Raw genomic sequence first — 24,635 nt, forward strand, 5'->3', positions numbered from 1 at the left:
TTCCAAAGCCAGCAGACATGAAAAAGTCGGTTGTTATAAGACGGGGGATTTTACGGCATGTGAACGAATTGCCTAGCTAAAAATAGCAAGGGCCGGTATTGGCCGGCCCTTGTTGGAGAGAGATCACTGTAGACCGAGTTTTTTCTCCAGATAGTGGATGTTAGTACCACCATGCTGGAAGTTTTCATCGTTCATGATCTTGATCTGTAGTTCGACGTTGGTTTTGATGCCGTCGATAATCAGCTCCGCCAATGCGTTGCGCATGCGAGCCAGGGCTACGTCGCGATTTTCACCGAAACAAATCAGTTTGCCGATCATGGAATCGTAGTGCGGCGGCACGGTGTAGCCGGCGTAAATATGTGATTCCCAACGCACGCCAAATCCGCCCGGTGCATGAAAACGGGTAATTTTACCCGGACTCGGCAGGAAGGTGTTCGGATCTTCAGCGTTGATACGGCATTCCACTGCATGGCCGCGGATCACCACTTCTTCCTGTTTGATGGACAGTGGTTGACCGGCAGCAATGCGCAGCTGCTCTTTGATCAGGTCGACGCCGGTAATCATTTCAGTCACCGGGTGTTCTACCTGAATACGGGTGTTCATTTCGATGAAGTAGAACTCGCCGTTTTCAAACAGAAACTCGAAGGTACCCGCACCGCGATAGCTGATATCTACACAAGCTTTGGCGCAACGCTCGCCGATATAGCGGCGCAGTTCCGGCGTGATGCCCGGCGCTGGCGCTTCTTCGACCACTTTCTGGTGACGACGCTGCATGGAACAATCACGCTCGGCCAGATAGATGGCGCTGCCTTGGCCGTCCGCCAGTACCTGAATTTCCACATGACGCGGATTTTCCAGGTATTTCTCCATGTAGACCATGTCGTTGTTGAACGCTGCTTTGGCCTCGGCACGGGTCATGGCGATGGACTGTTCCAGATCCTTATCGTGACGCACGACGCGCATACCGCGGCCGCCGCCACCGCCGGAAGCCTTGATGATGACCGGATAGCCGATGCGTTTGGCGATGGAACGGTTTTTGTCCATATCATCGCCCAGCGGGCCATCGGAACCGGGAACACAGGGAACGCCGGCCTTTTTCATGGCGCTGATGGCGGAGACCTTGTCACCCATCAGGCGAATAGTGTCGGCGCGCGGCCCGATGAAAATAAAACCGGACTGCTCGACCTGCTCGGCGAAGTCCGCGTTTTCGGACAAGAAGCCGTAGCCGGGGTGGATCGCCACCGCGCCGGTGATTTCCGCGGCGGAAATGATCGCCGGGATATTCAGATAACTTTTGGTGGACGGCGCCGGGCCGATACACACGGTCTCATCCGCCAGAAGAACATGTTTCAGATCGCGATCCGCAGTGGAGTGCACGGCGACGGTTTTGATGCCCAACTCTTTGCAGGCACGCAAAATGCGTAGCGCAATCTCGCCACGGTTGGCGATGACAATTTTATCTAGCATGGTAAGCCTCGTTATTCGATGACAACCAACGGCTCGTCAAATTCAACCGGCTGGCCGCTTTCGACCAGAATGGCTTTCACCACGCCAGCTTTGTCCGCTTCGATCTGGTTCATCATTTTCATCGCTTCGACGATGCACAGGGTGTCGCCCACTTTGACCTGCTGGCCGACTTCAACGAAGGCTTTGGCATCGGGGCTCGGCGTGCGATAGAACGTCCCTACCATCGGAGAACGTACCACGTGGCCGCTAATGGCGGCTGGCGCTGCGGATTCGGCTGCCGGTGCGGCGGCAACCGGTGCGGCCGGCGCGGCAACCTGCGGCATCGGCGCGTAAGCCTGTTGCATGATCGGATAGCTGCTGACGGCCGGTGCGCGGCTGATGCGCACGGACTCTTCGCCTTCAGAAATCTCCAGTTCGGCAATGCCGGATTCTTCAACCAGTTCGATCAGTTTCTTGATTTTACGAATATCCATGAATGTGGTTCCGTACTCTTGTTAATTGGATGTAGACAAGCGTTTTACCGCAGCCTGTAAACCATAGTAATAACCCTCTGACCCTAGGCCGCAGATCACGCCTGTCGCGATGTCTGACAGGTAGGAGTGCTGCCGGAAAGGTTCACGTGCGTGCACGTTGCTCAGATGGATTTCGATAAACGGGATGGCAACAGCCAGTAATGCATCCCGCAGCGCCACACTGGTGTGGGTAAAGGCTGCCGGATTGATCAGAATGAAATCCGTATTCCCTTGGGCCTGATGGATGCGGCCAATTAGCTCATGTTCTGCATTGGATTGCAGATGAGATAACTGCACGTTCATCGCCAGGGCATCCTTTTCCAACTGGCTAACGATCTCCGCTAACATCGTCTTTCCATACTTGTCAGGTTCGCGGGTACCCAGCAGATTCAGGTTCGGACCATTCAGAAGCAAAATGTGAAACTTATCTGCCATTGTGCTGCTATCTCCCGCGATTAGCCTGGTGGCGCACAACATAACGCGAAGCTAATCGTTTGTCACCCTTTGGCGAGGCAATTTGCCGGTTTTGGACAAGTATGCTTGGGCATTATAGCTATATCGTAGCAATTGGCAGCTAAATACTGGTCTTATCTGCGGAGTTATCAGACCTGTTGCTGACAAAAATTTACGCGGCGCCGAGTAGACAGGCTCGATGATTGGGGAAAATGTCACCTATTTTCGCCATCGCAGCAGCTTTTTGTAACGAAAAGCCAGCAATACGGCGGCGGACAATGCATACAGAATCGGTAACGGTGATAGCGATTTTACCGACCAAAGATAGTGAATCGGTGCGAGGATCGCGACCAGATAAATCAGATTGTGCAGTTTTTGCCAGCCTGAACCCAACCGTCGTTGTGATGACTGCGTTGATGTCAGCGTAAGAGCCAGCAAGATCAACCAACTTGCCATACCCAGCGTTAGATATGGCCGCGAAACAATCTCTTTTCCCAGCAGATGGAGGTGATCAACCCCCAGTTCCAGCAGCGCATAGCTGAGCAGATGCAGACAGGCCCAGGTAAAACACCAGAGACCGAGCAGACGCCGGCAGCGAATCAACAGCGGCTGTTTGCCGTAGCGTGCCAGCGGAGTGACAAGTAGCGTGGCCAGCAGCAACTTCAGCGCCATTCTGCCGGTAAAATGCTGTATGTCTTTTGCCGGATCGGCGCTGAACGCTCCTTGATTGACGGCGATGAACAGCCACACCAGCGGCAACAGCGCCGCCAGGTGCAACAGTCCCTTCAGGATAACGATATGTCGGTTGTTCAAACGCATTCAGAAATTTTCCCGCAAATCCATACCGTTATAGAGCGATGCCACCTGATCGGCGTAGCCGTTGAACAGTAATGTAGGTTGGCGCTGAACGTTCAATAATCCACCTGATCCGATAAAGCGCTCGCTGGCCTGTGACCAGCGGGGGTGATCGACGTTTGGGTTCACGTTGGCGTAAAAACCGTATTCGTTGGGGGCGGCGAGATTCCAGGTTGACGGTGGTTGTTCGCGGGTTAAGCGGATATGAACGATAGATTTGATGTTTTTAAAGCCATATTTCCACGGTGTAACCAGCCGGATCGGCGCGCCGTTTTGCGGCGGCAGCGTTTTGCCGTAGACCCCGACGGCCAGCAGCGTTAGTGGATGCAAGGCTTCATCCATACGCAACCCTTCGACGTAGGGGTAATCGAGGCCACCGCCGATAAATCGGTCTTTCTGCCCCGGCATTTGTGCGGGATCGAGCAGGGTCTGGAAGGCGACGTAGCGGGCATTGCTGGTTGGTTCGACTTGTTTAATTAATTGCGCCAGCGGAAACCCGACCCAGGGAATGACCATCGACCAGGCTTCGACGCAGCGAAAACGGTAAATCCGTTCCTCCAGCGGGAAGCGTCGGCGAATATCGTCGATATCCAGTGTAATGGGTTTCGCCACTTCGCCGTCGATCTGGATTTTCCAGCCTTCGGTTTTCAGCCCGCCCGCGTTGGCGGCCGGGTCGGCCTTATCGAGACCGAATTCATAAAAATTGTTGTACCCCGTCACCTTATCTTCTGGCGTTAACGGAAGATTCGGATGCCACATTGTGGGCTGTGAAAACGAGAGTGGCTTTCCCGGTGCTGTAGGCGCCGCGCCCTTGAACCAGGAGAGCAGGTCGGCTCTGGCGGCGACCGGCAGGCTGAGTGTTGCTGCGGTAATGCCCAATGCTTGCAGGATCCGTCGACGTTGATGAAACAGGGACTCTGGCGTGATGTCGGCTTCAGTCGGATTGCGATGTTTGTTCATGTTGAATTCCCGCCTGGTTATGGATGGAAGGCTACGGGGATTTTCAGTGATGAGCGGTTTTGAACTTGCTGGCGTCATCCGACGGCAGCGGACACTGGTTAATCAGTATGCGATGAAAGCAGAGGGTGAGGAAACGTTCTTTTTTTACCAAGTGTTAACAAGGACAGCCGGTGTGCTGTCCCTGACGAAGAGTGGCGAATTAGCCGGAGATGCGCACCAGTGTGCGGCCGGTTACGCGATTTTCCAGTAATGCGGCCGCGGCGGCGGGAACCTGTTCCAACCCGATTTCCTGCGCGACTTGTTCATAAAATGAAGCTGGCAGCAGTTGCGCTAGGCGTTGCCATGCCAGCTGGCGACGATCCCGCGGCGTCATAACGGAATCGACGCCCTGCAAACGGACATTGCGCAGAATGAACGGCATGACGGTGGTGGGCAGCGCCACGCCGCCGGCCAGTCCACACGCCGCGACGGTAGATCCGTAGTTCATCTGCGCGAGCAGCGTGGCCAGCACCTGATTGCCGACGGTATCAATCGCCCCAGCCCACCGCTGCTTTTCCAGCGGTCGCGCGTTCTGGCTGAAGGCCTGTCTGTCCAGCACGTCGCTGGCGCCAAGGTTGCGTAGGTAGTCGGTGTTGTCCGCGCGTCCGCTGACGGCAACCACCCGGTAGCCCAATGCGTGCAGCAAAGCGACAGCGGTGCTGCCTACGCCGCCGCTGGCGCCAGTAACCAGTATGTCGCCGTCTTCGGGTTTGATTCCGCCCTCTTCCAGTGCCATGACGCACAGCATCGCCGTAAACCCTGCGGTTCCGACGATCATCGCCTGACGGGCGCTCAGCCCCGACGGCAGAGAAACCAGCCAATCACTACTGACTCGCGCCTGTTCGGCCAATCCCCCCCAGTGATTTTCGCCCACGCCCCAGCCGGTAAGAATAACGTGTTGGCCTTGCTGGAAGTCGCTGCTGTCACTGCTGGCGACGGTTCCAGCGAAGTCGATACCCGGCACCATGGGAAACTGGCGCACAATCTTGCCTGTACCGGTAATCGCCAGCGCATCTTTGTAGTTGATACCGGACCATGCCACGTTGACGGTCACATTTCCGGCTGGCAACTGTTCGACAGTGATATCGTTCACCGCTGCTGTTGTGACATCCTGCTGTTGTTCAAGAACCAGCGCCCGCATAAACATCCTCCTTTCGAGGGTTAAAAATAGAGGGAAATCATTTAGGGACTATATTTGTAACAGGTAGTATGCGAACTGATAAATCGCAAAGAACAGACAACGCATCGAGCAATATTGTATTTGCCATACGCAGAATTGGGGTTGGGACGCAGGGATGGGGTTTACTGCCAGGATTTCCATGTTGATGACATTACTGACGGCATTAGCCATTACGCTGATGTTGGTCAGCGGTATTTTCAGTTTTGTCAGCTACAGCCAGCAGCGCATGGATAACCAGTTAAAAGGCGTCGCCGCCAGTATTGATCAGGCGTTGTTGGTACAGCCTCCTGGCGCGATACAGTTCTGGCTGCCTGCGGTGATGAAGGCTGCAGGCATTATTGAGCTGGATATGCGTGATGAAAACGAAAGTATCTATCTGTTGCGCCTGCCGGATGTACAAAACGGCGATAGCGCCCATGCGTTGGTTTACCGTCACGCCACATTACCTTTGATGCATCACACCGACCTGCAGATTCAAGTCACTTATGCCGACCCCTTGTTTGGCTCACCGCGTTATCTGAAATCCGCGCTGTCGGTTCTCTTGGTGATTCTGGTGATGTCGTTGCTGGTGTTTCATGCCGTACGTTGGGTGCGGCGACAAACCGCCGGCCAGGAACAGCTGGAAGCCCGGTCGAAGCGCATTTTGTATGGCGAGCGCGAAAACGTCATGCACGGTTCCGTGCACGAATGGCCAGCCAGTGCCAGCAGCGCTCTGGATCAACTGCTGTCGGATCTGGTTGAAGCGCGGGAGGAGCGCAGCCGGGTGGATACATTGATCCGTGCCTTTGCGGCGCAGGATGCAGAAACCGGGCTTAACAACCGGCTGTTTTTCGAAAACCAACTCGCCACCCAACTGGAAGACGCGGAAGATGTGGGCACCCATGGCGTAGTGATGATGATCCGTCTGCCCGATTTCGACACATTGCAGGAAATGCATGGCTATGGCGGCGTGATCGACGAATACCGCAATACGTTGATCAATCTGCTGTCGACCTTTGTTCTACGTTACCCGTCGGCCTTGTTGGCCCGTTATTACCACAGCGATTTTACCGTGTTGCTGCCGCATCGGACGCTCAAAGAGGCCGACAATATTGCCAGTCAACTGGTCAAGGCCATCGATATCCTGCCTTTTACGCCGATTATCGACCGCGAAGATATCGTACACATCGGTATCTGCGCCTATCGCAGCGGGCAAACCACCGAGCAGGTGATGGACTGTGTAGAGGATGCGACTCGCAATGCGGTGTTGCAGGGCGGCAATGGCTGGTGCGTCTACGACCGCCAGGTGCCGGAAAAGGGCCGCGGCAGCGTCAAGTGGCGCACGTTGCTGGAGCACACGTTATCACGCGGCGGGCCTCGTCTGTATCAGAAACCGGCGATTACCCGCAACGGCGACGTGCATCACCGTGAATTGTTCAGCCGTATTTTTGATGGCTCCCAGGAACTGCTGGAGGCGGAGTATATGCCGCTGGTGCGTCAACTGGGCCTGACGACCAGCTATGATCGGCAATTGATTAACCGCGCCATCGCCCTAACCGGAATCTGGCCGCAGACGGTGCTGGCGTTCTCGATTACAGTCGATTCCCTCTTACAGCGCTCTTTCCTGCGCTGGTTGCGCAACACACTGCTACAGTGCCCGAAAAAGCAGCGCGAACGGCTGTTGTTTGAGTTGGCTGAGGCGGATGTCTGTCAGTACATCAGCCGGTTGCGGCCGATTATCCGGATGATCACTGGGATGGGGTGTCGGCTGGCGGTGACGCAAGCCGGGCTGACGCTGGTCAGCACTACATATATCAAATCGTTGCAGGTGGATGTTATCAAACTGCATCCCGGGTTGGTGCGTAGTCTGGATAAACGCCTGGAAAACCAGCTATTTATCTCCAGCTTGGTTGAAGCATGCAAGGGTACGAAAGCGCAAGTATTCGCTACCGGAGTCAGAACCCGGGAAGAGTGGCATACACTGCTGGATAAAGGCGTACTCGGCGGGCAGGGCGATCGGTTCGCCGCTTCCGAACCGGTGGGCGACACGCTGAAAAAATATTCATCGAGAATGTGCGTTTAATATAAAAATCCGATCAAACTAGCGTAGAATATCGCCGCCGTGGACCGCAGAATGTTCCGTGTTGTCGGCCGCCGTTCACGAAAATGTTAGATTTTATGTCTGTGGTTAGTTCGATGTTTCGATGCGTCCGGCCTTCATGTACCTTGTCGCCGGAGAAGATGCCTGACTTCCGGCATTTTGCCATCGAAAGCCGTTGTGCAAACATCATTTATTCTCACCGTAGCAGGTTCTGATCTCGCCTTGTCGCTGCTGCGTGTGGTTGGTAAAGTAAGCGGATTTCATTTTCGCCCCCAGCTTGCAGGATTATCCTTTAGTTATGTTTAAGAAATTTCGTGGCATGTTTTCCAATGACTTGTCCATCGACCTGGGTACAGCCAATACCCTGATTTATGTAAAAGGACAAGGCATCGTACTGAATGAGCCTTCCGTGGTGGCGATTCGCCAAGATCGTGCCGGTTCCCCGAAAAGTGTGGCGGCGGTCGGTCACGAAGCCAAACAGATGTTGGGCCGTACTCCGGGCAATATCGCCGCTATCCGCCCCATGAAAGACGGCGTTATCGCCGACTTTTTCGTTACCGAGAAGATGCTGCAACACTTCATTAAGCAGGTTCACAGCAACAGCTTTATGCGGCCCAGCCCGCGCGTGCTGGTGTGCGTGCCGGTCGGTGCGACCCAGGTTGAACGCCGCGCTATCCGTGAATCCGCGCAGGGCGCTGGCGCTCGCGAAGTGTTTCTGATCGAAGAACCTATGGCGGCGGCAATCGGTGCAGGCTTGCCGGTCTCTGAAGCGACGGGTTCTATGGTGGTCGATATCGGCGGCGGTACGACGGAAGTGGCGGTCATCTCGTTGAATGGGGTGGTCTATTCTTCCTCTGTGCGTATCGGCGGCGACCGTTTCGACGAAGCGATTATCAACTATGTTCGTCGTAACTATGGTTCGCTGATCGGCGAAGCTACCGCAGAACGTATCAAGCATGAAATCGGTTCCGCTTATCCGGGCGATGAAGTGCGCGAGCTGGAAGTTCGTGGTCGCAACCTGGCCGAAGGGGTTCCCCGTGGCTTCACGCTCAACTCCAACGAAATTCTGGAAGCGTTGCAGGAGCCGTTGACCGGCATCGTCAGCGCGGTGATGGTGGCATTGGAACAGTGCCCGCCGGAACTGGCTTCCGATATTTCCGAGCGTGGCATGGTGCTGACCGGCGGTGGTGCGTTGCTGCGTAACCTCGATCGTCTGCTGATGGAAGAAACCGGTATTCCGGTGGTTGTGGCCGATGATCCGTTGACCTGTGTGGCTCGCGGCGGCGGTAAAGCGTTGGAAATGATCGACATGCATGGCGGCGATTTATTCAGCGAAGAATAATCCAGCCAAAATAAAGAAGGGGGAACCGTATGGATGAAGCGTTCTGTATTCATCCCGCGTGGTAGCCCCCTTTTTGTTATTGTCGAGGAATACGCAATTTTATGAAGCCGATTTTTAGCCGGGGCCCCTCCCTGCAACTGCGCCTTTTTTTCACTGTCATTATCGCAATTGTCATGATCTTTGCTGACAGTCGGCTCGGTACGTTTGTCAAAATCAGAACCTACATGGATACGGCCGTCAGTCCGTTCTATTTTCTGGCTAACGGCCCACGTCAGATACTGGACAATGTGTCCGCCACGTTGACTTCCCGCGAACAATTGGTACGTGAAAACGCTGCTTTGCGGCAGGAGTTGCTGTTGAAAAACAGCGATCTACAGTTGCTTGGGCAATTTCGTCAGGAAAACGTGCGTTTAAGAGAATTGCTGGGATCGCCGCTGCGGCAGGAAGAGCAAAAGATGGTAACGCAGGTGTTATCGTCCGGCACCGATCCCTATAGCGATCAGGTGGTGATCGATAAGGGCGCATCCGAGGGAGTGTATGAAGGGCAACCGGTCATCAGCGATAAAGGCGTGGTAGGGCAGGTTATCGCTGTGGGGCAGTTCACCAGCCGGGTGTTGCTGATTTGCGATGCGTCCCATGCTTTGCCTATTCAGGTATTACGCAACGATATTCGTGTGATCGCCGCCGGTAACGGTTGTACCGAAGACCTGCAACTGGAGCATTTGCCGAACAATACGGACATCCGCGTCGGCGACGTCCTGGTGACTTCCGGTCTGGGAGGCCGTTTTCCTGAAGGGTATCCGGTGGCGGTCGTATCGTCCGTCAAAGTGGATACCCAGCGCGCCTATACGGTGATTCGCGCGCGTCCGACGGCGGAACTGCAGCGCTTGCGTTATTTATTGCTGATGTGGGGCGTGGACAAAAATTCCCGCGTGGCGCTGCCGACGGACGATGTACACAAGGTGGCGAACGAACGCCTGATGCAGATGATGCCGCATGTGCTGCCTTCGCCTGATATGGGGCCGCCGGCGCCGTCGTCGGGAACGCCGGCTCAGGCGCCGGATTTTGTCGGGCCGCCCGCGCCGCCGGCCAGGAGTGTGCCAGCCGTTCAGGAGCGACGTAGCCGTTCATCGCAGAATCCGACGACATCGTCTCAGAATGCGCCGGCCCAGGAGTCATCCGCTCGTGCCGCAACGGCGCCGGGAACGCCCGCACAGAACGCATCGGGGAGAACCTCGCCGATACAAAATACGCCGTCTGAAAGACGTCAGCCATCGGCGGCAAGCCCGGGCGGCTCATCGTCGGGGGGCAACCGATGAACAGTTATCGTCGGCACGGCCACGGGATCATCTGGTTGTCCTTTCTGGTGGCGATGGTGTTACAGGTCATGCCGTGGCCGGACGAAATCTACCACTATCGCCCGTCCTGGCTGACATTAATCCTGATTTATTGGGTGATGGCGCTGCCGCACCGGGTCAATGTCGGCACCGGGTTTGTCTTGGGGATCATCAATGATCTGATTCTGGGGTCGACGCTTGGCGTGCGTGCGCTGGGGTTGAGCATCATTGCTTATTTAGTGGCGTTCAAATTTCAGATGTTCCGCAATATGGCGCTCTGGCAACAGGCGCTGATCGTGATGGCGCTGTCGCTAATTCTTGATTTGCTGGTGTTCTGGGCCGAATTCCTGGTGAGCAATGTCTCATTACGACCGGAAATTTTCTGGAATAGTGTGGTCGACGGCGTGCTCTGGCCATGGATTTTCCTGCTGATGCGCAAAATTCGTCGCCAGTTCGCGGTGCAATAAGGAGCATTCATGACCGCACTTTACCTGGCTTCCGCCTCTCCCCGCCGCCGTGAATTGCTGGCGCTGCTGGATATTCCTTTCGCGGTGGTGGGGATCGATGTGGCAGAAGAGCGCCAGCGTCAGGAAACGCCGGAGGCATATGTCACCCGTCTGGCGCAAGACAAGGCGCGGGCTGGCGTTGCCGCTGTGCCTGATGACTTGCCGGTGCTGGGGTCAGACACCATTGTGGTGCTGGATGGGCAAGTGCTGGAAAAACCGAAGGATGCGGCGCATGCCGCCCGGATGTTGCGTGCGCTATCGGGGCGTTGCCATCAGGTGATGACGGCGGTAGCGCTGGCGGATCGCCAGGATATCCGGTGTGAACGTGTCGTGACGGAAGTACAGTTCCGCAGGCTGTCGGATGAAGAAATTGACCGCTATATCGCCGGCGGCGAGCCGATGGATAAGGCGGGTGCTTACGGCATTCAGGGGAAAGGCGGTACGTTCGTTAAAACGATTAACGGGAGTTACCATGCGGTGGTAGGGTTACCACTGGTGGAAACGCTTGAGCTATTCAACAGTTTTTCTGCACGGCGTAAATCACGAGGAATCCATGACCGCTGAGTTGTTGGTAAACATTACTCCTTCAGAGACGCGCGTAGCCTATATTGACGGCGGCATTCTGCAGGAAATTCATATTGAGCGCGAAGCCAAACGCGGGATCGTCGGCAATATCTACAAAGGGCGGGTTAGCCGGGTTTTGCCGGGCATGCAGGCTGCATTTGTCGATATCGGTCTGGATAAGGCCGCCTTTCTTCATGCTTCCGACATCATGCCGCATACCGAATGCGTGGCGGGTGATGAACAGAAGAACTTCCATGTGCGCGATATCGCGGAACTGGTGCGTCAAGGGCAGGATTTGATGGTGCAGGTGGTCAAGGATCCGCTTGGCACCAAGGGCGCGCGCCTGACCACCGACATCACGCTGCCGTCGCGTTACCTGGTGTTCATGCCGGGCGCATCCCATGTTGGCGTTTCCCAGCGAATTGAAAGCGAAGCCGAACGCGAGCGGTTGAAAGCGACGGTCGCGGATTATTGTGACGAGCAGGGCGGTTTTATTATTCGTACCGCCGCCGAAGGGATCGGCGAGGAGGAACTGTCACAGGATGCTGCGTTCCTTAAACGTTTGTGGTCGAAAGTGATGGAGCGCAAGAAGCGTAATCAGACTCGCTGCAAACTGTATGGCGAACTGGCGCTGGCGCAGCGCATACTGCGCGATTTCGCCGGCGCATTTCTGGATCGCATTCGCGTGGACTCTCGGCTGACGTATGAATCCCTGCTGGAATTCACGTCGGAATATATTCCCGAGATGACTGAAAAATTGGAGCACTACAGCGGCAAGCAGCCCATTTTCGATCTGTATGACGTCGAGAATGAAATCCAGCGTGCGCTGGATCGCAAAGTGGAATTGAAGTCCGGCGGTTATCTGATTATCGATCAGACGGAGGCTATGACCACCATCGATATCAATACCGGTGCGTTTGTCGGTCATCGCAACCTCGATGAAACCATTTTCAATACCAACATCGAAGCAACTCAGGCGATTGCGCGTCAATTGCGGCTGCGTAATCTGGGAGGGATCATCATCATCGACTTCATCGATATGAATAATGATGATCATCGTCGCCGCGTGCTGCATTCTCTGGAACAGGCGTTGAGTAAAGATCGGGTAAAAACCGGTATCAGCGGTTTCTCTCAACTCGGATTAGTGGAGATGACGCGCAAGCGCACACGTGAGAGCATAGAACATGTGTTGTGTAGCGAATGTCCCACCTGTCACGGCCGCGGGTCGGTCAAAACCGTGGAAACCGTCTGCTATGAAATCATGCGTGAAATTGTACGTGTTCACCATGCTTACGACTCCGATCGCTTCCTGGTCTATGCCTCGCCGCTGGTGGGGGATGCGCTGAAAAGCGAAGAATCCCATGCGCTGGCGGAAGTGGAAATCTTTGTGGGCAAACAGGTCAAGGTGCAAATCGAACCCCTGTACAGTCAGGAACAATTTGACGTCGTCATGATGTAATGCGCTGCCGCCGGAGTCTACGTTCAGGGCCGGCGGGTTGGCGCTCCCGATAAGATTTCGCTCGTCGCCAGCGGCGAGCAAGAAGGAGACAGGCGTGAGGCGACTGCCCGGAATATTAGCCGCCGCGGGTGCCATTCTGATTGTGCTGGTCGCTCTGGTAGTGAGCGGCCTGAGAATGGCGCTGCCAACGCTGGATTATTTCCGGCCGCAAGTGGTGGCATGGGTGCAGTCCGCTACAGGTTTGTCGGTGGAGCTGGATCGGCTCAGCGGCAGTTGGGAAACCTTCGGTCCGACGCTGGAAATCGAGAATCTGCGTATCCATCATCCGGATGCGGACTGGCGCTCCGAGCGCATCTCGCTGGCGTTGGATGTCTGGCAATCGCTACTGCATGCGCAGTGGAAATTCCGTGATCTCACCTTTTATCGCCTGCAGTTTGATCTTAACACGCCGTTGGATCTACAGCGGCAGAGCGGTCGTACATGGCAGCCCGACCGTATGGGCGATCTTTTTCTGCGCCAGTTTGACCATTTTGACCTGCGTGATAGCCAGGTCACGTTCCAGACGCCGGCGGGAAACCGCGCCGTGCTCAGCATTCCCCAACTCACCTGGTTAAATGGCAAAAACCGCCATCGCGCTGAAGGACAAATCAGCCTGTCGAGTTTCAATGGCCAGCACGGCGTGGTGCAGGTGCGTATGGATCTGCGCGATGAACAGGGCTGGCTGAACAACGGCACGGTGTATCTTCAGGCCGATAAAATCGACATGAAACCCTGGCTCAGCCGTTGGGTGCGCAATAACACCGGCCTGGAAAGCGCCGATTTCAGCCTGGCGGCCTGGTTGAACGTGCGGGAAGGGGATATTCATGGCGGCGATCTGCTGTTACAGGAAGGCAGCGCCAGTTGGCGGGATGGCGCGACGCCGCATCGTCTGGATATCAACCGCATGACGGTGCATGCCAGCCGTTATCAGAATGGCTGGATGCTGGATATCCCCGCGTTGAATATGGCGACGGACGGCGCCCGCTGGCCAGTGGGCAAGCTCGCCGCCCTGTGGCTGCCGGCGGATACCCAATTGTTGGGGCCGGATCGCGAACCTGAACTGCGTATTCGCGGCAGTCAGCTGGATCTGGAGCGGGTATCGCCGTTGCTGCCGCTGCTGGCGACCACTACGCCGGCGCTGAAGGCGCGCTGGGATGCGTTGCAGCCTCGCGGGCGTATCACCGCGCTGGCGTTGGATATTCCATTGCAGCGCATGATGCAGACTCGTTTTCTGGTCAATTGGCGGGACGCGGGCTGGAATAACTGGCAGTTGCTGCCCGGCGGCGAACACGTTTCCGGTTCTGCCAGCGGCAGTATGGCGCGTGGGCAGATTGCCGTCGATTTACGCCAGAGTACCTTGCCGTATCAGGGAATGTTCCGGGCGCCGTTGGAGATCCGTCAGGCGGGGGGCATGCTGAACTGGCGCGTGAACGAACAGGGCTGGGATCTGTGGGCGAATGGGCTGGATGTGCAGGCGCGTTCCTTGTGGGTCAACGGCGATTTCCATTACCACCAGCCTGCGCAGGGCGAGCCTCGGCTGGATATTCTGGCGGGGATTCGCCTGCAAGACGCCGCCGATGCCTGGCGTTATTACCCGGAACCGTTCATGGGCAAAGCGTTGGTGGACTACCTCTCTACGGCGCTGAAATCCGGCTATGTCGATAATGCGACGCTGATTTTTGCCGGTAATCCGCATGATTTCCCGTTCGAATATCAGGAAGGGCAATTTCAGGTATGGGTGCCGCTGGAACGGGCCAACTTTGAATTCGAGCCCGGCTGGCCTGCGCTGAACCCGCTGAATATTAACCTGAATTTCATGAATAACGGCCTGTGGATGCAGGCGCCCAGCATCGGGCTGGGCAATGTGGAAGGGCGCGATATCAACGCCGTGATTGCCGATTACAGCAAAGAGAAGCTGGTGATTGATGGCCAGCTACGCGGTGATGGTAAAGAAGTGAGCGATTACTTTGTTCATACGCCGCTGAAGGGCTCATTGGGCAACGCGCTGTCGCAGGTGCAAATCGGCGGCGAGGTGCTTGGCGATCTGCATCTGGATATTCCGTTGAACGGTGGTCGGGTACGTGCCGGCGGTAATGTTGTTTTGAGCAATAACAGTCTGTATATCAAACCGTTGGATGTCCTGTTGCAATCAGTAGCGGGGCAGTTTCATTACGATAACGGCAATTTGGTCAGTCAAACGCTGAAGGCGCGTTGGCTGGAGCAACCCTTAACGTTCACGTTTTCTACCCAGGAACAGGAAAAAGCGTTTCTGGTGAATGTCGGCCTGTTGGGAAGTTGGCAGCCTTCGCAACTACCGGGATTACCGAGCCCGGTTGCGACGGCGCTGAAGGGGAATGCCGGCTGGCAGAGTGCGGTTCAGGTAACGCTGCCTTATCGCGGCATCGCCAGTTACGACGTCGGCATGCAGGTTGATTTGAAGGAAGTGAGCAGTCGCTTACCTTCTCCGTTGAACAAGGCCGAGGGTGAGGCCATGACATTGCAGGCCAACGCCAAAGGCGATGTGCGCGGCTTTGAGTTGTCGGGATCATTGGGTAAGCACCAGCGTTTCAACAGCCGTTGGTTGTTGCGGGACAACACCGTCACGCTGGAGCGGGCCGCCTGGCAGCAGGGGGGCAAAACACCGTCGTTGCCGGATGATTCATCGCTGACATTGACGTTGCCCGCACTGGACGGCGAACGTTGGCTGGCTTTATTGCCGGGTATGCGCAGCACGCTGGCGCCGCAGGTGGCTTCCAGCCATTTCCGACTGCCGGATCGCGTGACGTTGAGCTCATCGCAGCTAAAAGTGCTGGGGCAGCAGTGGCATGACGTGGTGCTTACCAGCCGGGCCCAGGATAACGGCAACGACATTTCGGTGGTCGGCCGCGAACTTGACGGCCGGTTGTTTATTCCATCCAGCGGCGAATGGCGCAGCGACCTGCGTTACCTGTACTACAATCCGCAATGGCAGGGCGATGATGCCACCAACCCGGCCGCATTGGCTGAGAAGAAATCGCCGCTGAACGATCCCAGCATTCGTTTTGAAGACCTGCCTGCGCTGCGGTTCAGCTGTGCGGAGTGTTGGGTGATGGGGCTGAATGTCGGGAAAGTGAAAGGAAGCCTGCTGCCGGAGAAAAACCGGCTGTTGCTAAGTGGCGGTGAGGTGGACAGCGGCAAAGCGAAACTGACGCTGGAAGGCAGTTGGCAGGAGAATGGCGAGGGTACCCGAACCGCACTCAAGGGGCGGTTGTCCGGCGATAGCCTGACGAAGAATTCCGAATGGCTGGGCGTGGGCAGCCCGCTGCGGGCCGGCGCCTTTACCATCGATTATGATCTGTACTGGCACGGTTCTCCCTGGGCGCCGGATATTCCCAGCCTGAGCGGTATTCTGAAAACCGATATCGGCAAGGGTGAAATCGTCAACGTCGGCGCCGGACAAGCGGGGCAATTGTTGCGGCTGATCAGTTTCGATGCGCTGCTGCGTAAGATGCAGTTCGATTTCAGCGATACGTTTGGCAAAGGGTTCTATTTTGATTCTGTTCGCAGTACCGCCTGGATCAAAGACGGCATACTACATACCGACAACCTGTTGGTGGACGGCCTTGAGGCGGATATCGCCATGAAAGGAGACATCGATCTGGTGAAACGTCAGATCACCATGGACGCGGTGGTGGCACCGGAAATTTCTGCGACGGTCGGTGTGGCGACGGCGTTTGTGGTGAATCCAGTGGTGGGTGCTGCTGTGTTTGCCGCCAGCAAGGTGTTGGCTCCGTTATGGAACAAAATTTCCCTGATCCGCTACCAGATTTCCGGTAGTGTGGATCAACCCAAAATTCAGGAAGTGGTGCGGGAAGCGCAGAAAGCGAAGAGCGCGGAAGCTGCGAAATAATCGCGCCGCCCGTTATCCGATCACAGTGACAAGAAGAGTGGCGAGCTATGAGTCTGACGTTTGTCAGTAAGCAATTACTTACATCAAATAAGCTGGGCCATCAGGATCTCCAGGCCATCCTTGAAACCTTAAGCGAACGCCGTATCGATTACGCCGATCTCTACTTCCAGTCGAGCTACCACGAGTCGTGGGTGCTGGAAGATCGCATCATCAAGGACGGTTCCTGGCATATCGATCAGGGGGTGGGGATCCGTGCCGTCAGTGGTGAGAAAACCGGGTTTGCGTATGCGGATCAAATCTCGCTCGAGGCATTGCGGCAGAGCGCCCTGGCGGCGCGCAGCATTGTACGCGAGCAGGGTGAAGGACGAATCAAAACCTTGGGGGAAGTTGCCCATCGCGGCCTGTATCCGGCACTCAATCCGTTGGATAGCCTGACGCGCGAAGATAAGATCGCGTTGTTGCAACGGGTGGATGCGACTGCGCGTGCTGCGGATGCTCGGGTGCAGGAAGTGACTGCCAGCCTGACCGGCGTGTATGAACTGGTGCTGGTGGCCGCCACCGACGGTACGCTGGCGGCGGATGTTCGCCCGCTGGTGCGGTTGTCGGTCAGCGTGTTGGTGGAACAGGATGGCCGTCGCGAACGCGGCTCCAGTGGCGGCGGCGCTCGCACCGGTTACGACTTTTTCTGGCAGTTGTCGGAAGGGGAAGCGCGGGCGGATGCCTGGGCCAAAGAAGCGGTGCGTATGGCGCTGGTCAATCTCTCTGCCGTCGCCGCGCCGGCGGGCACTATGCCGGTGGTTTTGGGCGCCGGCTGGCCCGGTGTGCTGTTGCATGAAGCGGTGGGGCATGGTCTGGAGGGCGATTTCAACCGTCGCGGCACGTCGGTGTTCAGCGGTCAGCTCGGCCAACAGGTCGCTTCCGAACTGTGCACCGTGGTGGATGACGGCACGCTGGCGGATCGGCGCGGTTCCCTGGCGATGGATGACGAAGGCGTCCCTGGGCAGTACAACGTGCTGATCGAAAACGGCATTCTTAAAGGGTATATGCAGGATAAGTTGAACGCCCGGCTGATGGGCGTGGCGCCGACCGGTAACGGCCGACGCGAGTCTTACGCCCATTTGCCGATGCCGCGGATGACCAACACTTATATGCTGGCGGGTAAATCGACGCCGGAAGAGATTATCGCCAGCGTGGAATCCGGGCTGTATGCGCCGAACTTCGGCGGCGGTCAGGTGGATATTACCTCCGGCAAGTTCGTCTTTTCTACTTCAGAAGCCTATCTGATTGAAAACGGCCGGGTCACGACGCCGGTCAAAGGGGCGACGTTGATCGGCTCTGGCATTGAAGCCATGCAGCAGATTTCCATGGTCGGCAATGATCTGGCGCTCGACAAAGGCGTGGGCGTGTGCGGCAAGGAAGGTCAGAGCGTGCCGGTCGGCGTGGGCCAGCCAACGCTGAAGCTGGACAGTCTGACGGTCGGCGGCACCGCCTGAGTGATTCGGTGATTTGTTCTGTTCAGGCCGCGGATGCGGCCTGTTTTATGTCTGCGGTGTGTCATCTGGCGCAGCGTCCTGCCGATAGCCCTGGTAAATCAGCGCCACCTTGCGGAAATATTCGGTCAGGTAGTCGATGCAGATTTGCACTTTCAGCGGCAGATTGTCCCGGCGGGTGTAGAGCGCGTATACCGGGCGAGGATCGGAATGATAACGGGGAAACAGGATTTCCATGTCGCCGCGTCGGATATCTTCCAGCACCCACATCAGCGGGACATACGCGATCCCCGCCCCGCCTTGCAGCCAGCGGATCAGGGTTTGCGGATCATTGGTGACGAAACGTCCCTGCGGCGTTATCCGGGTGGTGATACCTTCCGGTGCGATCAGTTCGAATTCGCTATCTGGGCGCACGCTGTATTCCAGCCAGGACAGGTTTCCCATCTCGGACGGTTTTTCCGGCGTGCCGTGCACGGCGAGATAACGTTTAGTGGCGCATACCACCATCGGCATGGAACCTAGCCGGGTGGAAAACAGGCTGGAATCCTGTAGCGCGCCGACCCGGATGACAATGTCCAGCCCATCGGCGATCAGATCAGGTGCCGGGATACCACACACCAGATTGACCGAGAGCCCGGGATATTGTCTGAGGAGATCGGTGGTCATGACGGAAAGGACGTTTTGCGCCATGGTGGAGGAACTGCCGATGCGCAGTGTACCGATCAGCGTATTGTTGAAAGCGTATAGCTGCTCATGGACTTCGTTGGCTTCGTGCAGCATGCGACGGCAGCCGTAGTAATAAATCTTCCCCGCCTCGGTCAAACCGATGCTACGTGTGCTGCGGTTGAGCAGTTTTACCTGCAGCTCGTCTTCCAGTCGGGTAATGGTCTGGCTGACGGCGGAAACACTCATTCCCAGTTGTCGCGCTGTGGCGGTAAACGTTCCGAACTCCACCACGTTGGCGAACACGGACATGCTCTTCAGTCGTTCCATTATTAACTCTGGCTTAAAAGTGATTTAGATCACAGTGCGTAGATAACGTCATAATAAAGCACCATAATATAGACGCTTTAACCGGGGGGGGGGGCGCTATTACAGCCGAACTTCCCCGTTGTTATTGTATTTTTAGACTAAAAAACGCTGATTTAACATCGCGCTTCTCAACCATTAAATCAACGCCTGCAATCGCTATTGTTCAGTCAAGACGCGCATCACACAGAATGGGTACTGAACGTTGTTCCCGCTCAGTCTGCATGATTTGTCAGCTTGATGTGTCCTCCCTCTGTCGGTAGCCATACCGATGGCGGCGATGTTCTGCCTTTGTCCCCTGGCGGCGCGCGATCGGCGGCGTGGTGTTATCCACGCGCTGATTCACGCTGCTGCTGAACAGATAGCTGGTCAGGTAAGGAAAAAGAGGATGCATTCACTCCCGGTTATGGTGCTGTTCGGCCTGTCATTCCCGCCGATCTTTTTTGTGCTGCTGGTGTCGCTGACGCTGTTCTTCATCTGTATTCGCCTGCTGCATTCCTCCGGTATCTACGAATGGGTTTGGCACCCGGCTCTGTTCAATACCTCGCTGTTCTGTTGCCTGTTTTACTTGCTGTTTCACCTGGGAGTGTAAGTGTCATGAGAGCCTCTGTTTTAAACATCATCACAAAAAAACTGAGCCGTGTTGCGATGACGCTCATTGTGGTGGCGGCAGCCGCTGTAGCGTTGGTCAAAGTCTGGTCGTTCTATACCGAATCCCCTTGGACTCGTGACGCTAAATTTACCGCCGACGTGGTGGCGATTGCGCCGGACGTCAGCGGGTTGTTGACGTCGGTGCGGGTGCAGGATAACCAACCGGTGAAACAGGGCGACGTGCTGTTTGTCGTCGATCAACCGCGCTACCAGCAGGCGCTGGAAGAGGCGCAGGCGGATGTCTCCTACTATCAGGCGCTGGCGGAAGAGAAAAAACGCGAATCGACCCGGCGTTTGCAGTTGGGTGTACAAGTGATGTCGCGCGAAGAGATCGAACAATCCGGTAATGCGCTGCAAACCACCCAACACCAGTTGGCCAAAGCCCAGGCACAACTGGCGCTGGCTAAACTGGATTTGGAACGCACCGTGGTGCGAGCGCCGGCGGATGGTTGGATTACTAACCTGAATGTGCACTCCGGCGAATTCATCACCCGTGGTACGACAGCAGTGGCGCTGGTGAAAAAGGATTCCTTCTACCTGCTGGCTTATATGGAAGAGACCAAACTGGCCGGGATCCGGCCCGGCAGCCAGGTGGAGATTACGCCACTCGGCAGCAACCAGATTCTCCGCGGTACGGTGGACAGCATTTCCGCTGGGATCGCCAATAGCAGCAGCACAGTGGGCAGCAAAGGGCTGGCGACGGTCGATGCCAGTCTGGAATGGGTGCGTCTGGCGCAGCGAGTACCGGTAAAAATCCGTCTGGCGCAGCAGTGGGGTGATCGTTATCCGGCGGGAACCACCGCCACCGTTCTGGTGACTGGCGAGCAGACGCCAGAGGCACAATCGGCGTCGCCATTGCTGCAACTGCTGCATCGGCTGCGCGAGTTCGGTTAACCGGAGCGGTACGATGAACAGTTCCGTTTTCCCCCGGCTGCGTTTTGCCTGCAAGCTGAGTCTGGCCGTGGTGCTGTCGTTGGTGCTGGGGTTCTGGTTTGAAATGGAAACGCCGCGCTGGGCGGCGCTGACTGCCGCTATCGTGGCCGCCGGGCCTGCATTCGTCGCAGGGGGCGATCCGTTTTCCGGCGCAATCCGCCATCGCGGCCTACTACGTATTCTCGGCACCTTTATCGGTTGTTTTGGCGCGTTAGTGATCATCATGACGACGGTGCGGGCGCCAGTGGTCATGCTGATGCTGTGTTGCCTGTGGGCCGGGGTGTGCGTGTGGATCTCGTCGCTGGTGAAAACAGAAAACTCGTATGTGTTTGCACTGGCGGGGTATACCGCGCTGATCATCATCGTCACCAGTCAAAGTTCGCCGCGTGCAATTCCGCAATTCGCTATTGAGCGTTGCAGCGAGATTATTCTGGGGATCGTCTGCGTTATTCTGGCGGATTTGGTGTTCTCTCCCCGTTCGGTTAAACAGGATGTCGATCGCGCCATCGACGATCTGCTGTTGGGGCAGTACCAACTACTGCAACGCTCTGTGGGCCGTGCGGCCACAGATGATGTCGATAGCTGCTGGCATGGGCTGTTGCGGAAAACTCAGGCCATCGGCGGCATGCGCAATATTCTGCTGATGGAGTCGTCGCACTGGCAGCCGGCCTGGCGGCGAATGAAGACCCTGCTCAGCCAGTCCTGGATGATGATGACCTTGGCGGGTGAAATCGGGTTGATGCGACGGGATGGCGACTGTGCAGTTAAGGGCGGTCTGCTGATGCTACTGGAACAACCGGTGACGACGCCGGGGGATCTGCGTCGTCAATTGCGACAGTTGCGCCATCTGGCGGCCAGCCATAGCAGTCGCTTGCCTGCGCCGCTGGTGGGTTGGCTGGCGGCGTCTTCCCGCTATCAGCTGTTGGCAGCCGGCATCAGAACCAATGCGCGCATTAGCCAGCGGGAAACCGAGATACTGGAAGCGGAAACGCCGGTGCGGGCCAGCTCGGCGGAAACTCATCATGCGTTGATCAATGGCCTGCGTACCGGCGTGGCTACCGCCGTCGGCTGCCTGTTTTGGCTGCTGACCGGCTGGACATCCGGCAGCGTGTGTATGGTGATGTTGGGCGTAGTGACCGCACTGGTGATGCGTTTACCCAATCCGCTGATGGCCGCCAAGGATTTCTTGATCGGTACGCTGATAGCGTTACCGCTGGGGGCGGCGATGTTCATGCTGGTGTTGCCCGCCACTCAGCAAAGCCTGTTGTTGCTGGGGCTCAGTATCGGCGTAATGACGTTCGTCATCGGTATCGAAATCCAGAAGCGACGGTTAGGGTCGCTGGGCGCACTGGCGAGCACCATCAATATTTTGGTACTGGATAACCCAATGACGTTTAATCTGTCGCAATTTCTGGATAACGCCATCGGGCAGATTATCGGCTGCGTGCTGGCGCTGGCGGTAATTATGTTGATACGGGACAACAGCCGTACTCGTACCGGCCGCACGCTGCTCAACCGGTTAGTACACGGCGCCATCGACGGGTTGTCGACTCGTCCGGCGCGGCGCAGGGAAAACCATCTGCCCGCGCTTTATCAGCATCTGTTTTTGTTGATCAATCTGTTTCCGGGGGACATGGCGAAGTATCGGTTGGCACTGTCGCTGATTATTGTGCACCAACGTTTGCGTCAGCTTGATATTCCGCTTAGCGACACGCTGGCGGAATGCCATCGCCAGATGCGCGCCACGGCGGCGCGGGTCGCGGGAGCCTCCGGGGATACGCAGCGCAGCCGTTATTTTTCGCAGTTGCTGACGCAAATGGAAGAGTACCGCCAACACCTGGGGGAACATCAGGTGGCGGACGATATCGTCGCCGCCGTTGCCCGGCTGACGGCGCTGTTGCGGCGCCACCAGCATGCACTGTGCGATTAGCGGCGTTTACAGCGGATGGTAGCCCTGCCACAGTGGGGCTTCAGGCTTTCCCATCGGATTCGGCGTCAGGTGGAGATGCCAGCGCTCCAGCAGCGTGAGTGGCAGACAGTCATCTACATCATGCAGATTGTCCTTGTGCTATTTGAACATCCGCGGCAAAAGTATCGCTTTGGCGCGCTGTTTGGCTTCGTCGGCATTTTCGGCGACAAACAGCCCGAACTGATGAATCTCCGCCGGGTTTTCCGGCAGGTAGCCGCCTACGTTGACGAACCACAATTTCTCCCGGCCGTGAAACGGTTGGCGGCTGAGCGTGATATCGTAGCCATCGGCCCAGTTTATCGGGGTATAGCTGTCGACATGGATCTGATTCTTGTCGCCGAACCAGCCGGCTTTTAGCGCGGGGAACCCTTCTTCCGGCGTTTCTGCGGCAACGAACTGGACATCGTGCAGTTCAATGTTGGCACCTTTGGCGCCGCCGCCAAGATAGTACATAAATAGCGTTGTCATGCGATAATCGCTCCTTGGAAGAGGTGGTTATTTCTTTTTTTATATAACGAAGGCATTCACCTTAACCTGTTGTATGACAGATTGATATCAACGGAATACACCATAATGACTTTGCATCTTTGGTTGGTTTACATCGGGGTGATCGCGGCGCTGATTGCCGTACCGGGGCCTTCTGCCCTGCTGAGTATGACGCACGGTTTACGCTATGGCCGCCGTCGCGCATTGGCTACCGTGTTAGGCGGCGCCAGCGCGTCGTTGATCCTGATGAGTGCCTCTGCGCTGGGGCTCGGCGCGATCCTTGCCGCATCGGCGACGGCATTTCTGGTGTTGAAAGTGGTGGGTGCTGCTTACCTGGTCTGGTTGGGGATTGCCGCCTGGCGTTCCCCGGCAGAAACGCCGGTGTCGTCCGTCGAGACGATGGACGAGGCGCCAAGGCTTGGGATGCTGTATCGCCGTGGTTTTATGGTTGGGATCAGCAATCCCAAGGATATTCTGTTTTTCGCCGCGCTGTTTCCTAACTTTATTGAGACCGGCGCGCCGCAGGCCATACAGTTTGCCATTCTGGCTGTAACCTGGGTGGTCATTGATGTGAGTACGATGTTCACCTATGCCTGCATGGGCAAACGCATTTCCAGTCTATTCGCCAGCCCGCGGCGTTTACGTCTGTTCAACCGTGCGACCGGCACGCTGTTTATCTTCGCCGGCTCGGCATTGGTGGCGTCCACCAAATGAACGTTGGCCGCACTCTTCAATGCGGCCAACATTCCTGTCATGCGGCGACGTTCATACGTCTTGCGGCACAGGTCGCGCCGGTTTTTTTATTCTTCCGTTTCCGCCAGTTCGCGCAGGTATTGAAAAATCTGCCGGGCCGATTTGGGCGGTTTGTTGGCCGCTTGCTCTTTTTGCGCATTACGCACCAGCGAACGTAGCTGTTGGCGATCCGCTTGCGGATAAAGCGCCAGTACGTCCGGGATGGCGTCATCTCCTTGTTCCAGCAGCCGATCGCGCATTTGCTCCAGCTTGTGGAACAGCGAGACTTGCTGATTGTGACGGTTGCGCAGTTTATCCAGCGCGGTCTGAATCGGCTCCGGATCGCGGGCACGCAGCATCTTTCCAATCAGTTGTAGCTGGCGGCGGCGGCCTTCTTTCTTGATTCGTTGCGCCAGCTCAATAGCGGCTCGCAGGTCTTCATCCAGCGGAATGCGCTCCAGCGCGTTCTTGCCCAACTCGACTAGCTCGGCACCGAGCGCTTTCAGGGCTTCTGCATCGCGTTTAATCTCGCTTTTGCTGACCCAGATAATTTCTTCGTCTTCATCTTTCTGGCCGCTGTCCGGAATCTCGTCCTGCCAGTCTTCGGGATGTTTGTTCATGCGTGACTCCGTAAAAAACGCCGGGAGCGCGTTTTAATGCCGC

Annotated in this window: 21 protein-coding genes and 1 pseudogene; 12 read left to right on the forward strand and 10 right to left on the reverse strand. The window is 56.5% G+C overall.

Annotated elements, in window-relative coordinates; genetic code table 11:
- Positions 1-123 precede the first annotated feature (123 nt).
- The 6 genes from accC to acuI all read right to left on the reverse strand — a co-directional run bounded on the left by accC (position 124) and on the right by acuI (position 5,427).
- Entirely contained in the window at positions 124-1,467 is a 1,344-nt protein-coding gene (gene accC / locus HEP82_RS12055; protein ID WP_192458311.1) for an acetyl-CoA carboxylase biotin carboxylase subunit, read from the reverse strand.
- Between the two features lie 11 nt (positions 1,468-1,478).
- Positions 1,479-1,940, reverse strand: a complete 462-nt coding sequence (accB, locus tag HEP82_RS12060; protein ID WP_192458312.1) for an acetyl-CoA carboxylase biotin carboxyl carrier protein — start codon at positions 1,938-1,940, stop codon at positions 1,479-1,481.
- A 21-nt stretch (positions 1,941-1,961) separates the two neighbouring features.
- The gene (gene aroQ / locus HEP82_RS12065) at positions 1,962-2,414 is read right to left on the reverse strand and encodes a type II 3-dehydroquinate dehydratase (RefSeq protein WP_192458313.1); all 453 of its coding nucleotides are present in this window, start codon (positions 2,412-2,414) and stop codon (positions 1,962-1,964) included.
- 237 nt (positions 2,415-2,651) lie between these two features.
- Complete coding sequence (msrQ, locus tag HEP82_RS12070) at positions 2,652-3,251, reverse strand: protein-methionine-sulfoxide reductase heme-binding subunit MsrQ (RefSeq protein WP_192458314.1); 600 nt, start codon at positions 3,249-3,251, stop codon at positions 2,652-2,654.
- On the reverse strand, positions 3,252-4,247 hold the full coding sequence (gene msrP, locus HEP82_RS12075; RefSeq protein ID WP_192458315.1) for a protein-methionine-sulfoxide reductase catalytic subunit MsrP: 996 nt from the start codon (positions 4,245-4,247) through the stop codon (positions 3,252-3,254). It abuts the gene before it with no gap.
- Between the two features lie 199 nt (positions 4,248-4,446).
- A complete protein-coding gene (acuI, locus tag HEP82_RS12080) occupies positions 4,447-5,427 on the reverse strand; it encodes an acrylyl-CoA reductase (NADPH) (RefSeq protein ID WP_192458316.1) in 981 nt (326 codons plus the stop codon).
- A gap of 154 nt (positions 5,428-5,581) precedes the next feature.
- Between acuI and csrD the strand changes: the two genes are divergently transcribed.
- From csrD to tldD, 8 genes are all read left to right on the forward strand, one after another.
- The gene (gene csrD / locus HEP82_RS12085; protein WP_192458317.1) at positions 5,582-7,528 is read left to right on the forward strand and encodes an RNase E specificity factor CsrD; all 1,947 of its coding nucleotides are present in this window, start codon (positions 5,582-5,584) and stop codon (positions 7,526-7,528) included.
- Positions 7,529-7,844: 316 nt separating this feature from the next.
- The gene (gene mreB, locus HEP82_RS12090; RefSeq protein WP_015855331.1) at positions 7,845-8,888 is read left to right on the forward strand and encodes a rod shape-determining protein MreB; all 1,044 of its coding nucleotides are present in this window, start codon (positions 7,845-7,847) and stop codon (positions 8,886-8,888) included.
- Between the two features lie 101 nt (positions 8,889-8,989).
- On the forward strand, positions 8,990-10,207 hold the full coding sequence (gene mreC / locus HEP82_RS12095; protein ID WP_192458318.1) for a rod shape-determining protein MreC: 1,218 nt from the start codon (positions 8,990-8,992) through the stop codon (positions 10,205-10,207).
- Positions 10,204-10,692, forward strand: a complete 489-nt coding sequence (gene mreD, locus HEP82_RS12100) for a rod shape-determining protein MreD (protein WP_192458319.1) — start codon at positions 10,204-10,206, stop codon at positions 10,690-10,692. The genes mreC and mreD overlap by 4 nt, the downstream gene beginning before the upstream one ends.
- 9 nt (positions 10,693-10,701) lie before the next feature.
- Entirely contained in the window at positions 10,702-11,295 is a 594-nt protein-coding gene (locus tag HEP82_RS12105; RefSeq protein WP_192458320.1) for a Maf family protein, read from the forward strand.
- Entirely contained in the window at positions 11,285-12,754 is a 1,470-nt protein-coding gene (gene rng / locus HEP82_RS12110) for a ribonuclease G (protein ID WP_192458321.1), read from the forward strand. The genes HEP82_RS12105 and rng overlap by 11 nt, the downstream gene beginning before the upstream one ends.
- 94 nt (positions 12,755-12,848) lie before the next feature.
- The gene (yhdP, locus tag HEP82_RS12115; protein ID WP_192458322.1) at positions 12,849-16,682 is read left to right on the forward strand and encodes an AsmA2 domain-containing protein YhdP; all 3,834 of its coding nucleotides are present in this window, start codon (positions 12,849-12,851) and stop codon (positions 16,680-16,682) included.
- Between the two features lie 47 nt (positions 16,683-16,729).
- Entirely contained in the window at positions 16,730-18,175 is a 1,446-nt protein-coding gene (gene tldD / locus HEP82_RS12120; RefSeq protein WP_192458323.1) for a metalloprotease TldD, read from the forward strand.
- Between the two features lie 45 nt (positions 18,176-18,220).
- Here tldD and aaeR read toward each other — a convergent pair whose 3' ends face one another.
- Together aaeR and HEP82_RS12130 are read right to left on the reverse strand one after the other, a co-directional pair.
- Complete coding sequence (gene aaeR / locus HEP82_RS12125) at positions 18,221-19,165, reverse strand: HTH-type transcriptional activator AaeR (RefSeq protein WP_192458324.1); 945 nt, start codon at positions 19,163-19,165, stop codon at positions 18,221-18,223.
- 268 nt (positions 19,166-19,433) lie between these two features.
- Entirely contained in the window at positions 19,434-19,595 is a 162-nt protein-coding gene (locus tag HEP82_RS12130) for a hypothetical protein (RefSeq protein ID WP_192458325.1), read from the reverse strand.
- Here HEP82_RS12130 and aaeX point away from each other — a divergent pair.
- Genes aaeX through aaeB form a run of 3 tightly spaced genes read left to right on the forward strand, consistent with a single transcriptional unit; the run spans position 19,590 to position 22,715 of the window.
- A complete protein-coding gene (aaeX, locus tag HEP82_RS12135; protein WP_015855323.1) occupies positions 19,590-19,793 on the forward strand; it encodes a p-hydroxybenzoic acid efflux pump operon protein AaeX in 204 nt (67 codons plus the stop codon). The genes HEP82_RS12130 and aaeX overlap by 6 nt on opposite strands.
- Positions 19,794-19,798: 5 nt before the next feature.
- Positions 19,799-20,746 (forward strand): p-hydroxybenzoic acid efflux pump subunit AaeA, encoded by a 948-nt coding sequence (aaeA, locus tag HEP82_RS12140; RefSeq protein ID WP_192458326.1) that lies wholly within the window; start codon positions 19,799-19,801, stop codon positions 20,744-20,746.
- A gap of 13 nt (positions 20,747-20,759) precedes the next feature.
- The gene (gene aaeB, locus HEP82_RS12145) at positions 20,760-22,715 is read left to right on the forward strand and encodes a p-hydroxybenzoic acid efflux pump subunit AaeB (RefSeq protein ID WP_192458327.1); all 1,956 of its coding nucleotides are present in this window, start codon (positions 20,760-20,762) and stop codon (positions 22,713-22,715) included.
- Positions 22,716-22,721: 6 nt separating this feature from the next.
- On the opposite strand, the pseudogene HEP82_RS12150 reads toward aaeB, so the two are convergent.
- Positions 22,722-23,222, reverse strand: a pseudogene (locus HEP82_RS12150) (DUF1543 domain-containing protein).
- Positions 23,223-23,327: 105 nt separating this feature from the next.
- Between HEP82_RS12150 and HEP82_RS12155 the strand changes: the two are divergent.
- Entirely contained in the window at positions 23,328-23,954 is a 627-nt protein-coding gene (locus tag HEP82_RS12155) for a LysE family translocator (RefSeq protein WP_192458328.1), read from the forward strand.
- Between the two features lie 86 nt (positions 23,955-24,040).
- Here HEP82_RS12155 and yjgA read toward each other — a convergent pair whose 3' ends face one another.
- Entirely contained in the window at positions 24,041-24,592 is a 552-nt protein-coding gene (gene yjgA, locus HEP82_RS12160) for a ribosome biogenesis factor YjgA (protein ID WP_192458329.1), read from the reverse strand.
- Positions 24,593-24,635 lie beyond the last annotated feature (43 nt).

The sequence above is a fragment of the Musicola keenii genome (assembly GCF_014855505.1).
Lineage (GTDB): Bacteria > Pseudomonadota > Gammaproteobacteria > Enterobacterales > Enterobacteriaceae > Musicola > Musicola paradisiaca.